Here is a 13,787-nt window from a genome sequence, read left to right on the forward strand (position 1 = left end):
CGTCGGCAAGAATAATGAGAAAGGCTTGCGCTTCACGCTTAACGTTTCACGTCTTTTCTGGAGCGGGCGATGGGATTTGAACCGCACTCCGTCGCCGAGTCGGCCCTGAAACCTGCCTCCCGGCTCCTGCAGAGGGGGCCAGCCCCCTCGCACGCTCCCCACGAAAGGGGCTCGCCCCTTTCGAAATCCCCGTGTCGTGGATTCAAATCCAGCTGGCGAGTAATGTGAGGTATGGAGCGGGCGATGGGATTTGAACCCACGACAACTAGCTTGGGAAGCTAGGACTCTACCACTGAGCTACGCCCGCTCGCTGGCTGCATCCTACGCGGGGGCTCCATATCAAGTCAAGAAACCCCTTTTCAGTTTCAGCGCTTTAGTTCCGCGATGGCAAACTTCTTTTTCCCGACCTTGAGGCGGCGTTGTTGGTTCGGTTGAAAAAGAATGAGCTTGTCCGGATTTGTCTCTTTGATCCCATCGACTTCGATTCCGCCTTGAATGATCAATCGCCTCGCTTCACTGCCGCTGGAAATCAAACCCGTTTTTGCAATCAGCTTCGCAAGCTTTATGGAACTTCCCTCAACAACGTCTAGCTCTGACATATCTTCTGATTTCAGATCTATACGTTTGTCCGGCTCGTCTGGAAATTCCTTGGCCTGAAATTTCTGCTGAAAGTCAGTTCTGGCCTGCTTGCCGGCTTCCTCTCCGTGATAGCGCGTCACGATCAACTCCGCGAGCGCCTGTTTGGCTTCCATGGGATGCAGCGCTTTGACGTGGCTCAAAGTTTCCGTCGTGAGCAGTTCATAGTATCGATACATCAACGTGTCATTGATCGACATCAGTTTTCCAAACATGTCGCCCGGCTTGTCTTCCAAGGCGATATAGTTTCCGACGCTCTTGCTCATCTTCTTGACGCCGTCCATCCCTTCGAGCAACGGCATCGTGATCACGACTTGCGACTCCTGGCCGTAGTCCCGCTGTAACTCACGCCCCACCAAGAGATTGAATTTTTGATCCGTCCCTCCCAATTCCACATCCGCCTTCAATGCCACGGAATCATACCCCTGGACGAGCGGATAGAGAAATTCGTGGACGCTGATGGGTTTCTGCTCGTGATACCGTTTATGGAAATCGTCCCGCTCCATCATGCGAGCCACGCGATAATGGGCAGCCAGTTGAATCAGTCCGTCGGCAGACATCGGCCCCATCCATCGACTGTTGAACTCAATCACGGTCTTGGCAGGATCCAGAATCTTGAAAATCTGCCGCTGGTAGCTCTTGGCGTTCTCCTGGACTTGTTCCTTCGTCAGCGCCTTGCGAGTCTCAGATACTCCCGTCGGATCACCGATCATCCCGGTAAAATCACCGATCAGGAAGATGACCTGGTGGCCGAGGTCTTGGAAGTGCTTCAATTTGTGAATCAGGACCGTATGTCCGAGATGAAGATCCGGCGCCGTCGGATCGAAGCCCGCCTTTATCCGTAAGGGACGATTCTCCGCGACCGCCCGCTTGAGCTTCGCTTCCAACTCGACCTGGTGAATCATCTCGACCGCGCCACGCTGAATCAGATCCAGTTGTCGGTGTATCTCGTTCATCGCTTTTCTTGCTCCGCCACTGGTTAGGAATTCGCCGCGGAGACCATCACGAACGATCTAAGACGCTCGAATTTCTTGGCACCGATGCCTTTGACCGCGCGAAGGTCTTCGATCTTCTGAAATCCTCCGACTGACTCTCGAAAGGCGATCACACGTTGAGCCAGCACTGCTCCGATCCCGGGCAACGACTCAAGCTCACCGGCATTGGCGCGATTGAGGTCGATCCGTGAATGACTCGACGCTGTCGAGGACTCTGTCTGCGCGGCGGCATCGAGGCTCGAAGCCTGTGCAGTCCGATCAGGTAAGCCGGCAATCCGGCGGTCCAGCCCTTCCAATTCCATAGACTGAGAAGCGACGACCGGCTTCTCGATCGTCGATGGGACGCCGTGAACAGGAGGGTATGGAGCCCATTTGGCCCAGAACACCACACCGATAGTCATGGACAACATGCCGAGTTTCAGGAGCAGGGATCTGATCATCCTCCCGCCTTCTTTCGAACAGCGTGGATGGCGGAACCCCTGACGTCTTCCATCGCCTCCATCAAACCTTCAGCAAGCGTCGGATGGGCATGGATCATCCCGGCCACTTGCGCTACCGTCGCGCCCACATGCATGGCCAGCGTGGCCTCATGAATCAAATCGGCAGCATGAGCCCCGAGGATATGCACTCCGAGAATCTTGTCGGTTGCCGCTTCCGCAATGACTTTAAAAAACCCGGTGGTATCACCCGTCGCTTGGGCCTTGCCCAATCCGCCATAGCGAAACCGCCCGACATTCACGCTCTGGTCAGGGTTCTTGCCGCTCATCCGAGCCTGTTCTCTCGCCTGTTGTTCGGTCAACCCCACTCGCCCGATTTCCGGCAAGGTGAAGATGCCCGCCGGAATCACGTCATAACGAATGGTCCGCCGGTGCCCCAGGATATTTTCCACAGCCACCTGTCCCTGCGTCGAGGCGACATGCGCCAACATCGCCTTACCTGTCACGTCGCCGATCGCATAGATACCCGGTTGATTGGTTTCCATTCGGTCGTCAACGGGAATTTCGCCGCGCGTTCCGATCCGAACACCGGCCTCTTCCAGCCCGATCCCCCGTGAGTTGAATCCCCGTCCCACCGAAACCAACAATTTCTCGACTGAGACCGCGCTGCCGTCCTTGAAGCGCGCTCTCACCGCATCCGATAACTGTTCGAGACTCTCAACGGTCGTTCCGGTCATCACGGTGACACCGCGTTTCTTGAGTTCACGCTCCATCACCGATGAAATATCTTCATCCTCCAGCGGCAAGACATGCGCCTGCGCCTCGACCACCGTCACCTGCGTTCCAAGCGCGCTGTATAAGGAGGCAAATTCGCAGCCTTCCACACCGCCGCCGACGATCAAGAGACTCACCGGGACTTGTGTGAGCGCAAGCATCTGTTGGCTGGTCAGAATCCGTCGCCCGTCGATCGGGAATTGTGGGAGATTAGGCCACGAGGATCCTGTCGCGATCACGAGCGCATCGGCTTGAATATCCACCTGACTGCCGTCCGGTTTGGTCACCGCGAGCGTCAGCTCGTTCTTCAGCGTCCCCTGTCCGATGACATGCTCGATCCTCCATTCCTTCAACAGCGTGGCAATTCCCTTGACCAACGAAGCCACAACCTTATCTTTTCGAGCCACCATTCGGGCAAGGTCATAGGCAGCGGCTCCTTGAAGAATCAGACCCAACTCATCGGCTTTTTTGAGCTTGTCACCGAGTTCCACGACGGACAGGAGAGCTTTGCTCGGAATGCAACCCCAGTTGAGACAGACGCCCCCGAGCTGTTCCTTTTCGACGACCGTGACACGCGCGCCGAGCTGCGCCGCGCGGATTGCTGCGACATAGCCGCCTGGTCCGGCTCCGAGAATAGCGATGTGGGGGTGAGGCGTCATATCAAGGTTGACGTGACGATGGCGGACTAAGAGGGAAGCAAGAGGCGCCGAGACTCAACCTGAGCGTGAACATCAACCTTTCTTTTGGCTGGCAAGAAAGCCCTCGTATTGCGAGGCCGTCATCAGTTGATCGACTTCCCCAAGATCGGCAAGCTCAATCACGGCAATCCATCCTTTGCCATAAGGATCGGAATTCATCACTTCCGGATTATCTCGAAGGGCGGTGTTGATCTGGCTCACCGTTCCGCTCACCGGCGTATAAATCGTTGACGTTGTTTTCGTCGACTCCACTTCCCCGATCTGTTGGCCGATCTTGACCGAAGCACCCACTTTGGGCAACTCCAGGAAAACGATATCGCCTAAGGCATCTTGCGCGAAATCACTGATGCCCACCGTCGCTCGTGTTCCCTCAAGGCGAACCCACTCATGCTCCTTGTGAAACCGCAAATCAGCTGGAATCATGTCGGCTCCAATTTAAGAAATCAGTGCTAGAGGCGGACATTAAGGAAGGCGACACAGTTGCTTCGCCTCGCTTAACCCGAGACTTTTCCGGATGGTAGTTGGGGCTGACTGTTGTTGTCAAGGAAACATCTGCCCGGAGTCGAAGGGAACGATCCTAGGCCCTCGAACCTGAACCGGTTTCGGCTCCGAAGCGGTTCCTGTAAACGAAAAACCGAGAAACAGCGCCGGCGCTGTTTCTCCTATGCCTGTACCCGCAGAGCTTGGAGGGCGAGGAGATCCTCGCCTTCCGACAGAGGAACGTTAGTGAAAAATCTCCATGCCGGGGAAGAAATATCCGATCTCAAATTGCGCGGTTTCCTGCGAGTCCGAGCCATGGACGGCGTTGAATTCAATGTTCGCTCCATGCGTTTTGCGGATGGTCCCAGGATCGGCTTTGGCTGGATCGGTCGCCCCCATCAACTCCCGATTCTTCTTGATGGCATTGTCCCCTTGCAACACAAGGACGACCGCGGGTCCGGAAGACATAAAGGCACAGAGACTCCCGAAAAATGGGCGCGCTTTGTGTACGGCATAAAACCCTTCAGCCACGGTCTGAGACATGTGAATCATCTTGACTGCCACCGGCTTGAGGCCGGCTTGCTCATAGCGATTGATAATATCCCCCACGACATTTTTTTTCACGGCATCCGGCTTGATAATGGCCAACGTTCTTTCGCTCATGATGTCAACGAGTCCTCCAGATAGTTAATGCATGTACTGAACGGCGAAACACATTATAGGGGGGGCCTCTTCTCCCTTGCAACCATCAGCGGAATGGAGGGGAACCATGTGTTGATGGATCTCTGCTCTGCGACGATTGCCGTTCGATGACGACACTACAGTGATTTTATAGCGCCTATTTCTTTGATTCCGACTGAAACGGATTCCTCGTTTGAAAGGGGATGGGCCTCGGCGGAACCAGCCTCGCCGAGACTGAGATGGGGATCGTTTAGAAACTCAAGCCGGTCTCTTTATACCTTCACGAAAGACCTTGTGGATCAATCACATGCAGGACCATATCAATACAATGCGTTTAATTTCAAATGTTTATAAAGACCATACAAGAGCAGCTACACTAGAGGGACGACAGTCATACGGCGAAGCAGGTTTACCTATGTGCCGGGTGGGACGGATGCAGGGGGTTTTCGGGGGCTAGAGGAGGTCACGATGCGACGTCCAAGCCTTCATCCTCAAGGGCAATACAAAGGAGTTTGAACATGCAGGTTATCGTCACCTTCTTTGTTTGTATTGGCTTCATCATTGCCGCTTATACGTTGTTCATCGACAACAATTAAGAAAACGGTAGGCCCTGCCGGCAGTCCCGCCACATTCTCAAAGATGTATCGGCGTCCCATTTCATGGATGCGGGATGCGCGCGCCAATCACTCTCCGGCCAGGAGTAGGGAGTAGGTTTGGATAGTACTCAGGAGTGATCAGCGAATAGGTTCACGAAGCGGATCGGCTAATCTCAATCGCCGGAAGCGTTCAGAACGCTTGGACGTGCGACCATCAACGATCGCATTCGAGGCCATATTGTTTCTGAATCGATTCCGCAACACTCGGCGGCTCCTTGGTGAGGAGCGCACAGGTAGTGAAATTGCCGACAACCTTCTTCTTGCTCTTATCGATATATGTCCAATCGACGATCTCCGTCTTGGCAAATATGTACGACTGCCCCTTTTTGACGGACCGGATCATCGGGAGGTTGTCGATCCTCCCGGACCAGAGATCTCCCTGTACCTTCAGGTTGGAGACCCACAGATATTCTTGCTTGTCGTCTTCGCTCACTCTGACCTTGACCGAATACTGATCAGTGTTGGGCGGCGGTGATCCGGCCTTTCGAAGAAAATCTTCCAGGCCTGCCCGGGCGCGTTCCATGGCTTTCTGCATCGCGGGATCCTCATCACTGATTTCGACCGCATTGTCCTTCTTGGCCTTGTCGCTGAATGATTGCGAGAACGCGGAAGAAGAGAGAAAGAACGCCAACAAAGCGACACTCGGCACAACGAGTCGTTGCATATAAGCCTCCCAGAGCCTACAGCTCACCGTGAATGAGGTGAGCCCGCGATTTCTCGGGCATATTGAACTCGTCCTGCCTGCAAAGCAAGATGCCTCTCACAGTCAGCGTCTCACAAAACCGTTACGCCATCCCCTACTCTGAGAGGAAGAATTTATCTGTTTTTGGTACTCTGCCAACATGTCCGCTCGCCGCCACACTCGTCTTTCCCGCTCCCGCCATCCGCGCCCATCAAGGTCGATGGCGCGCTTCGCGCACCGGCGCTGGCAAAATCTCTGCATGTTTCTCCGGGCCGTCGGTCGAACGCCACCTGCGACAAGGCTGGGAATCAGCGTACTCCTGCTCTTCGTTGTCCTCCTGGGAATCAATTGGGTTTATCACACGTTCTATAAACCGACGGAATTGTTCTTTCCAGTGGAGAAGGCGCTCAGCAAGAATCCCCGCCAGACGTGGCAAGAATACGGCGCGCTGTTCGAGACCCATTCGACAGCCGTCGTTACACCTGAGCTGCTTGCCGCATTGGCCCAGGCCGAAGGCTCCGGCAATCCTGTGGCACGGACCTATTGGCGATGGCGCGTCGTCTCGTCGAATCCTCTGGAATGGTACCAACCGGCCTCGACGGCGGTCGGCATGTTCCAAATCACCGACGGCACGTTTCAAGAAGGGAAACGCTACTGTATCCACAACCATGTGGTCGTTGAAGACGGGCCATGGCACGACCTCGACTCCTGTTGGTTCAACAGCCTCTACACGAGGGTCTTGCCAGGCCACGCCATCGAGCTGACCGCAGCGCTGCTCGACCGTTATGTCGCCAGAATAATCGCAGAGCGACCGGTGACGTTCCAGCAAAAGCAAGACCTGGCTGCGGTCATCCATCTCTGCGGCGCCGGGGCTGGCCGGGACTATGCAAAGCGGAACTTTCGCCTCACGCTTCACCAACGTTGCGGCGACCATGATGTGAAAACCTATCTGCTCAAGATTCAGACATTCAAACAGCAGTTCGCTTCTCTTCGGTTACCGTGAGCGCCCAGTCGGTTTGAAAGACGCGCAGAACAGCAGACGAGATCAGCATCGTCATGCTCACGCGTGACCGAGGCATTCATGGTATGGTGGCCGCGGCAACGTGGCTCGATTGTACGAGAGTGCGTCTTCATGGCGTTGGACGGACCAAGAGCGTTACGGAAGACTGTCTTGGCGGGCGCCGTCGGCAACGTCCTGGAGTGGTATGATTTCGCCCTCTTCGGATACTTCGCCCCGGTCTTGTCTCGTCTCTTCTTTCCCGCTTCGGATCCGTCGTTGTCGTTGATTGCGACGTTCGGTGTGTTCGCCGTCGGCTTTCTGGCCAGGCCATTGGGCGCGCTGCTGTTCGGATATTGGGGCGACACCAAGGGACGACGAGCGGCCCTGGCCTGGTCCATCATTCTCATGGCATTTCCTACCTGCTTGGTCGGCTTATTGCCGACCTATGCTCAAATCGGTCTTGCCGCGCCGCTCGCACTCACGGTCCTGCGCTTTCTTCAAGGTCTCTCGGTCGGTGGAGAGTTCACCGGATCCGTCACGTTCCTCGTTGAGCATGCCGGGCCGACCGAGCGAGGCTACGTCGGCAGCTGGGCGGGGTTCAGCGCGCAGATCGGCGCGCTGTTGGGCTCCGGTGTCGGCACCTTGGCGACTGCGAATCTCTCATCGGAGGCACTCCAGCAATGGGGATGGCGCATCCCGTTCGTGGCGGGAAGCGTCATCGCATTGGTCGGCTGGTATCTTCGTCGGCGCATTCCCGAATCGCCGGCTTTTGAACGGCTGCAACAGACTGGTGCGGTATCTTCCTCACCCGTCCGTGAGTTGCTCACATCACACCGCGCTCCACTCCTCCAAGTGATCGGCCTCGTGCTGTTGCATGGTGTCGGGTTCTACATCTTTTTCGTGTTTCTCCCGACCTATCTGACCAAAGTGACCGATCTCCCGATGGGAACGACGCTGCTGATCAACACGGGGTGCATGGCGCTATTGGCGATACTGATTCCACTCATGGGCAAGCTGTCCGATCGAGTCGGGCATCGATGGGTTCTGGCCGGCGGCGCCGCCGGTCTGGCCCTCGGCACCGTCCCGCTCTTTTCGTGGCTGAGCGGCGGTCATCTCGCGCTGATCGTCATGGCCCAAGTCTTGATAACGCTGTTCGTGTCGGCCTATATGGGTCCGTTTTTTGCCGTTGTGGCGACGCTCTTTCCGGTCGCGAGCCGTTACACAGGCCTCTCGATTTCGTACAATATTGCCGCGGCGCTCTTCGGCGGGACCGCCCCCTTGATGGCCACGGTGCTGATGGAACGGAGCGGGAGCGCGCTTGCCCCTGGATGGTATGTCGGCCTCTGCGCCGTCCTGTCGTTGATCGCGCTGTCTACGATTCGCAAAGAGAAGAAAGAAGCCGCCGAGATTCCTGCCGGCACGTATTGACAGCAGTGACTCGATAGACGGGATCTTCACAAACCAGGTAGAGGCCGCGTGACCGATCACACGATTCCACCACCCTCCCTTTCCGGTCCACCGGTCTCTCGCTGGTGGGGATGTTTTCCCGAACTTCGCCGTGACACCCTCGGCGTTCTCTTGCGCTGTCACGCTTATGGCGACGTCGTCAAACTTCCGATGGGTCTTGTCCTCGAATTGCTCTTGCGGCGGCGTGACGCCGCCATGTATGTGCTCAACCATCCCGCCGACGTCAAACATGTGCTGGTGACGAATCAAGAGAATTATCGGAAAGCCCCGGTCGCGCCGGCCGAATCGCGCATCTTTGGTCGGGGCCTGCTCCATGCGGAAGGCGAAACGCATCATCGTCAGCGGCGGCTTTTTCTGCCCTTCTTTCACGGCAACCATGTCACCGCCTATGCCGATCTGATTACCGGCAAGGCCGACAAGTTGGTCACAGGATGGCAAGACGGCGCGACGATCGATATCGGACGGGACATGGCGGATCTCACCCTCACCGTGATCTGGCGTCTCCTCTTCGGCCGGGATGTCGGGCCGGAGGCCGACACCATACGGGAGACCATTGCGGTCGGCCAGAGTTTGATCAAACGACAGTACGATTCGCTTCTCGCAAGCTTGACCCCCCTGTGGGTTCCGACACAAACCCATCGCCGGCTCGCGCGTGGCCTCGGGGCGTTGGAGTCGATGATTCGAGGATTCATCGACGAGAGGTGCATGTCGCCTCATCGGAACGACGACGTGCTATCGCTGTTGCTTGCCGCGACCGATGCCGACGGCCGCCGGCTCGGCGATCAAGAGATCCGCGACGAACTCATGACGTTCTTGCTGGCCGGTCATGAGACCACCGCCAATGCGCTGACCTGGACCTGGTTTTTGCTGTCGCAATTTCGATCGGTGCGGGAGCGGCTCACTCATGAATTACACGAGGTGTTAGGCGATCGTCTTCCCGAGGCGGCGGATGTCCCTCGCTTGCGGTATACGAAGATGATTTGGGACGAGTCGTTGGGCCTCTACCCGCCCGCGTGGACCCTCCATACCCGTCTGGCCCATGCGCAAGACCGGCTTCCATCCGGAGCGGTCCTTCCACCAAGCTCGTGGGTCTTCATCAGTCCCTGGAATCTACATCGCAATGCTCGTTGGTTTGCGGATCCGAATCGGTTCGACCCTGAGCGGTTTTCTGAAGAGGCACAACGGACTCGTCCACCGTTCAGCTACATCCCGTTCGGTGCCGGTGGACGGCGATGCCTCGGAGAGTCTTTCGCGGAGTTGGAAGGATTGTTGATCCTAGCGACGATCGCCTCCAAAGTTCGCTTGCGCCTGGTCGACGGACAGACGATCCGTCCGGAACCGGTCATGACATTACGCCCGGATGGTCCGGTACAGATGATCGTTCAGCGGGCCGGAATGACCGAACACATTCCATCGCCTAGACCGAATCCCCTCATTCCCTCCCCCTGCTAGGCATCGCGGTGTCGATATGGTACAACCGCGTCCGATTGTGGTCGGCGTTCGCAGAGAGGTGCGGCTTGATGAGGAATTTCGTTGTATCCAATGCTTGGTTCAGCTTCGGGATTGTCTCCTGCCTACTCCTGTTGCCGGGATGTCTCTCGCCGGTCACCTTGACTCGAGCCGTGATCGCCTATGACGAGGCCATCACCGAATCGCAATCCAAGCAACTGCTCCTGAACATCGCCAGAGCACAGCACCATCAACCGATTCACTTTACCGGCGTCTCCAATGTCGCGGCGACCTTCGATTTTCGTTTCACGGCCGGTGCCACGCCCGCTCTCACGGGAGACGCCAGCCGCACGATCTTGCCCGTCATCGGCGGCAGCGTGGCCGAGAACCCGACCATCAGTATCGCGCCCATCGAGGGGGAAGAGTTTACCAAACGCTTGCTCACGCCGTTCCATGAAGCCAAGCTGACACTGCTCCTGCGGCAAGGGATCGATATCGATCTCCTCCTTCGGCTGATGGCCAAAGAACTCCGGGTGAACCAGAGCGACGGCACGATCGCCTATCGGAATAATCCGTCCGACAAGGTCGGCTATGAGATGTTCAGGCGGGTGGTCCTCCATCTTTCGGCCATTCAGGACCACAATAGTCTCTATGTCGAACCCCTGAGCATCGAACGAAGTTGGACGATTCCCGCCGACTCGGTTACCGCGGAAGGATTCAAAGCGCTTGAACAGGACTATCAGGTGGCCTACAACGCGAAGGACAAGACGTTCACCTTGCGGAAACAGGCCGAAGGCGGCACACTGATCACGAACTATGACCCGAATGTCCTGTCCCGTGAGGAACGGGCCCGCTTGCAGAACGAGAACGAACAGGGACTCCCGCACGACGTGACGTTTGATATTCGCCCCGGCCATGTCGGCGGCGACTGGCCGCTGAAGGGAGACTTTCGGCTGCGCAGCTTCAATGCCATGCTGAACTTTCTGGGACTCTCCCTCGCGGAAGAACCGGAATACCACGTCGAGAAGGATCGCCGCACACCTGAGGTGATGGAGAATCCTGTCAAGACGATAGACCTGATCCTGTCGCGATCGACTCCGTCAGGACTGGATCTCGTCATGAAATCCCATGGAAACTACTATGCCGTCAACACGATCGGGCCACAGGCACGCTGGAACCGTGAGGCCTTCAAGCTCCTCTCGCAGCTGTTTCAGATGACGGTCACGGAGCTCTCGCGCGCCGGCGTGCCGAGTATTACCATCGCCAAATAGCCTGGCAAGCTCAGGCGCGTTGGAGAGGGGCGACCCCGGTTACGCGTCCACTCGATCGAGGCTGGGCTTTGATGGACGGCGGCCGATAAGATAAATGATGGCGGGAAAGAGCATGGTGGTGCCCGGAAAAATCAAGCGGTACCCCCACCAGGGCAAGTTCGGTCGAAAAAATCCCAGACCAACGGTCAACAGAATCGAGGCCACGATTCCAAAGACGTAGGCCGGAACAAGCGTCGTGGAATGATGCTCGCTGCGTTGTCTCGATGCGGCTATGAATCCCTTGATGAGGATATAGAGGGAGAGAATGATACAGGCGGTCCCGTAATACACTGCGTACTCTTGCATAACGCCGACCTCGTTCCGAGCTCACATACGTTGTTCGACTCATACTATATAGCGTATCGGCTCCACTTTTGTCGAGCCGGACTCCACGCACAGGCCCTCGATCAGGTAGGTGCCGGGCTTTCCACTGAGAAGGGAGCAGACACCTCCAAGTCATCGTCCTACCCGCAACCAAGTGGAAGAACCAAGCCTGCCATTGCCCGCCATCGGCGGCAGGATTACGCCTACATCGATTCCGAAATCTTTATTTTGACTGTGTGTCAAAGGACGACGACCTCCGGCAACCAAGTTGCCGGAGGTCGTCCGGCAGACGGCGGAAGTCCCGAGTAATGAGGATCGGAACCATTCGCCTAGTATGAGCTGGATGTCGTCGATTCAACCGTCTCCTTGGCCTTCTTCTGTGCCTTGCTTTTCTTCGCGGTTGCGGCGTTCTTCATCTGCTGCCTCTCGGCCTTGAGCGCATCTCGCTTCGTTTTCATCTCGGATCGCATCTGCTCTCGTTTGGCCTTCATCTCATCCTTCATGTGATCTTTCTTGGCTTTGAAATTATCGCGCATCCGCTCCTGCTCGCCCTGCACAGCATCTTTGGTCTCGCCGGCCATCGAACCCATTTCCTGCTTCATGTCGGAACCGAGGTTTGTGAGTTCGTCCGCCATGACCACGGGACCGACTCCGATGACGAGTGCGGATGCAACCGCCGATACGAGGATGAATCGCATAGAGACACCTCCTTGGAATAGGTTGTCGTAAAGGTGACCGGCGCCAGGAACCGGCGCCCCGTCTAGGGGTATCGCGAGACGGATTTTCTGGCAACTGATTTCACGGTTTTAGACTCAGAAATCTTGCGGGACATACGGAAACGCCAGGTGAGAAATGAGGCGCAAAAAACCACGGCCTCCAGCAGGTCGTCCCCTGGAGGCCGCGTAAGGGCTGCGCCTCATGGGCGCGCACTCGGTACGTTCACATGAAAACAAGCCCTACGGCCTGATCTCCCACAATAAATACACCAACCCGACCGCGATGGCTGACACCACGACTAGATGCATGAACATCCTCCCCTGCGATTGATTGTTATGCGCTGTTCAACGCTGGAAACCAGCGCTTGATTAGGGGTATCGCGAGATGGATTTTCTGACAACTGATTTCACGATTTGTGACACGCGGGATTCAGCGACATGCTGAACTTGAGATAAGGTGACATGGCTGGCGGTGCCCTTGCCTAAGCTCTTGGCATCAAACGGCCGCTGGAGATCGTACTCGATGAGCAGCCTGGTGAGTTGCGCCGCATCAACACCAAACTCTTCGGCAAAATGTAGAGAGCACGATCAATCTCCCAGGCGGCAAACGAATCATGACCGCACAGCCACCGCAAAGCCCCGGGCTCAACCTTGGCCCGCCTCTTCAATTGAACAATGGGACACTCGCGCTTCCTCCTCCACCCCCGACACCCGCCCATCCCCCCATGCCTGAGTTTCCACAGCGTGTTAGCAGCTGTACGTCGATCTCAGTATCACGATCGGAGAAAAAACACTCCAGCCTCGTGTCTGTGTCTTTCGTCTTGACGATCCCTTCGCGTGCGCGGCATACTCCACACTCCATGCGTGCCATTGCCAGCATCATGCTTTTCGCAACCCTCGCCCTTCCGCTTGGAGAAGGAGCGGCATTTCCCCCACCCGACAACAAAGACCTCCATGCGCTCCAGGCCCAAGCCACCCAGGGGGATACGGAGGCACAGCATCGACTTGGGGAACTCTATGCCAAAGGAAGAGGGGTCCCGCAGGATTATGCCCAGGCGCGAGCCTGGTACGAAAAGGCCGCCGCGCAGGGGCACCCAATGGCGCAAAATAACCTTGCGGAATTGTATTTCGCGGGACTGGGGGGGCCATCGGATTATGTGCGGGCCTATATGTGGGTGAGCCTTGCCGCCACACACATGCAGGGTGAGGAAAAGAAGCAAGCGGAAGAAAACCGCGAGGATGTCGCCCAGCGTATGTCGTCCGCGCAGATCACGGAAGCCAAGCGACTCTCGGAACAATGCCGGTCAAAGAAGTTCAAGGGCTGCTGAGATTCACTCGGCTGCCTCCGCTCTCACCGTATAACTCTCCCATCGACTCTCGCACTCACCGACAGGCTCAACTCCCTGCCGAACGTTTGAGCACGTCGGCGGCGGATTTCGTCAACAGCCTGCTGAGTAGGTGATCGGTCCTGACGGCAGCCGA

At 56.8% G+C, this 13,787-nt stretch carries 13 protein-coding genes and 1 tRNA gene; 5 read left to right on the forward strand and 9 right to left on the reverse strand.

All coding sequences use genetic code 11. The features are described 5' to 3' along the window. Positions 1 to 232: 232 nt before the first annotated feature. From COMA2_RS17130 to COMA2_RS17160, 7 genes are all read right to left on the reverse strand, one after another. Positions 233 to 307, reverse strand: a tRNA-Gly gene (locus COMA2_RS17130). A 58-nt stretch (positions 308 to 365) separates the two neighbouring features. Beyond that, complete coding sequence (tyrS, locus tag COMA2_RS17135; protein WP_090901215.1) at positions 366 to 1,592, reverse strand: tyrosine--tRNA ligase; 1,227 nt, start codon at positions 1,590 to 1,592, stop codon at positions 366 to 368. Positions 1,593 to 1,615: 23 nt separating this feature from the next. Further along, positions 1,616 to 2,071: a ComEA family DNA-binding protein gene (locus COMA2_RS17140; protein WP_090901218.1), complete on the reverse strand. Its 456-nt coding sequence runs from the start codon at positions 2,069 to 2,071 to the stop codon at positions 1,616 to 1,618. Continuing rightward, entirely contained in the window at positions 2,068 to 3,501 is a 1,434-nt protein-coding gene (lpdA, locus tag COMA2_RS17145) for a dihydrolipoyl dehydrogenase (protein WP_090901221.1), read from the reverse strand. The genes COMA2_RS17140 and lpdA overlap by 4 nt, the downstream gene beginning before the upstream one ends. Before the next feature lie 72 nt (positions 3,502 to 3,573). Continuing rightward, the gene (gene gcvH, locus COMA2_RS17150; RefSeq protein ID WP_090901224.1) at positions 3,574 to 3,963 is read right to left on the reverse strand and encodes a glycine cleavage system protein GcvH; all 390 of its coding nucleotides are present in this window, start codon (positions 3,961 to 3,963) and stop codon (positions 3,574 to 3,576) included. 300 nt (positions 3,964 to 4,263) lie between these two features. Beyond that, complete coding sequence (gene ndk / locus COMA2_RS17155; protein ID WP_090901226.1) at positions 4,264 to 4,686, reverse strand: nucleoside-diphosphate kinase; 423 nt, start codon at positions 4,684 to 4,686, stop codon at positions 4,264 to 4,266. Between the two features lie 825 nt (positions 4,687 to 5,511). Next, entirely contained in the window at positions 5,512 to 6,021 is a 510-nt protein-coding gene (locus COMA2_RS17160) for a DUF2314 domain-containing protein (protein ID WP_090901229.1), read from the reverse strand. Positions 6,022 to 6,259: 238 nt separating this feature from the next. On the opposite strand from COMA2_RS17160, the gene COMA2_RS17165 reads away from it, so the two are divergent. The 4 genes from COMA2_RS17165 to COMA2_RS17180 all read left to right on the forward strand — a co-directional run bounded on the left by COMA2_RS17165 (position 6,260) and on the right by COMA2_RS17180 (position 11,226). Then, positions 6,260 to 7,042 carry a lysozyme family protein gene (locus COMA2_RS17165; RefSeq protein WP_245631086.1) on the forward strand — a complete coding sequence of 261 codons (783 nt, stop codon included), beginning with the start codon at positions 6,260 to 6,262 and terminating at the stop codon, positions 7,040 to 7,042. 78 nt (positions 7,043 to 7,120) lie between these two features. Then, the gene (locus tag COMA2_RS17170; protein WP_090901232.1) at positions 7,121 to 8,467 is read left to right on the forward strand and encodes an MFS transporter; all 1,347 of its coding nucleotides are present in this window, start codon (positions 7,121 to 7,123) and stop codon (positions 8,465 to 8,467) included. Positions 8,468 to 8,515: 48 nt separating this feature from the next. After that, positions 8,516 to 9,958, forward strand: coding sequence for a cytochrome P450 (locus tag COMA2_RS17175; protein WP_090901235.1), 1,443 nt, complete (start codon positions 8,516 to 8,518; stop codon positions 9,956 to 9,958). 68 nt (positions 9,959 to 10,026) lie between these two features. Next, the gene (locus COMA2_RS17180) at positions 10,027 to 11,226 is read left to right on the forward strand and encodes a hypothetical protein (RefSeq protein ID WP_090901238.1); all 1,200 of its coding nucleotides are present in this window, start codon (positions 10,027 to 10,029) and stop codon (positions 11,224 to 11,226) included. A 39-nt stretch (positions 11,227 to 11,265) separates the two neighbouring features. Here the strand turns inward: COMA2_RS17180 and COMA2_RS17185 are convergent, their stop codons facing one another. Both COMA2_RS17185 and COMA2_RS17190 read right to left on the reverse strand, forming a co-directional pair. Then, the gene (locus COMA2_RS17185; protein WP_090901241.1) at positions 11,266 to 11,571 is read right to left on the reverse strand and encodes a hypothetical protein; all 306 of its coding nucleotides are present in this window, start codon (positions 11,569 to 11,571) and stop codon (positions 11,266 to 11,268) included. A 347-nt stretch (positions 11,572 to 11,918) separates the two neighbouring features. Further along, positions 11,919 to 12,287, reverse strand: coding sequence for a hypothetical protein (locus tag COMA2_RS17190; protein ID WP_090901245.1), 369 nt, complete (start codon positions 12,285 to 12,287; stop codon positions 11,919 to 11,921). An 899-nt stretch (positions 12,288 to 13,186) separates the two neighbouring features. Between COMA2_RS17190 and COMA2_RS17195 the strand changes: the two genes are divergently transcribed. Further along, positions 13,187 to 13,633: a tetratricopeptide repeat protein gene (locus COMA2_RS17195; RefSeq protein ID WP_217490806.1), complete on the forward strand. Its 447-nt coding sequence runs from the start codon at positions 13,187 to 13,189 to the stop codon at positions 13,631 to 13,633. Positions 13,634 to 13,787 lie beyond the last annotated feature (154 nt).

It is taken from the genome of Candidatus Nitrospira nitrificans (assembly GCF_001458775.1).
In the GTDB taxonomy this organism is placed as follows: Bacteria; Nitrospirota; Nitrospiria; order Nitrospirales; family Nitrospiraceae; genus Nitrospira_D; species Nitrospira_D nitrificans.

Excerpts from the sequence above, each read along its gene's own strand:
- COMA2_RS17195 (WP_217490806.1), top strand. The coding sequence starts at position 13,187 with ATGCTTTTCGCAACCCTCGCCCTTCCGCTTGGAGAAGGAGCGGCATTT.
- COMA2_RS17140 (WP_090901218.1), bottom strand. The coding sequence starts at position 2,071 with ATGATCAGATCCCTGCTCCTGAAACTCGGCATGTTGTCCATGACTATC.
- lpdA (WP_090901221.1), bottom strand. The coding sequence starts at position 3,501 with ATGACGCCTCACCCCCACATCGCTATTCTCGGAGCCGGACCAGGCGGC.
- COMA2_RS17185 (WP_090901241.1), bottom strand. The coding sequence starts at position 11,571 with ATGCAAGAGTACGCAGTGTATTACGGGACCGCCTGTATCATTCTCTCC.
- gcvH (WP_090901224.1), bottom strand. The coding sequence starts at position 3,963 with ATGATTCCAGCTGATTTGCGGTTTCACAAGGAGCATGAGTGGGTTCGC.
- COMA2_RS17180 (WP_090901238.1), top strand. The coding sequence starts at position 10,027 with ATGAGGAATTTCGTTGTATCCAATGCTTGGTTCAGCTTCGGGATTGTC.
- COMA2_RS17190 (WP_090901245.1), bottom strand. The coding sequence starts at position 12,287 with ATGCGATTCATCCTCGTATCGGCGGTTGCATCCGCACTCGTCATCGGA.
- COMA2_RS17170 (WP_090901232.1), top strand. The coding sequence starts at position 7,121 with ATGGTATGGTGGCCGCGGCAACGTGGCTCGATTGTACGAGAGTGCGTC.
- COMA2_RS17165 (WP_245631086.1), top strand. The coding sequence starts at position 6,260 with ATGGCGCGCTTCGCGCACCGGCGCTGGCAAAATCTCTGCATGTTTCTC.
- tyrS (WP_090901215.1), bottom strand. The coding sequence starts at position 1,592 with ATGAACGAGATACACCGACAACTGGATCTGATTCAGCGTGGCGCGGTC.
- COMA2_RS17160 (WP_090901229.1), bottom strand. The coding sequence starts at position 6,021 with ATGCAACGACTCGTTGTGCCGAGTGTCGCTTTGTTGGCGTTCTTTCTC.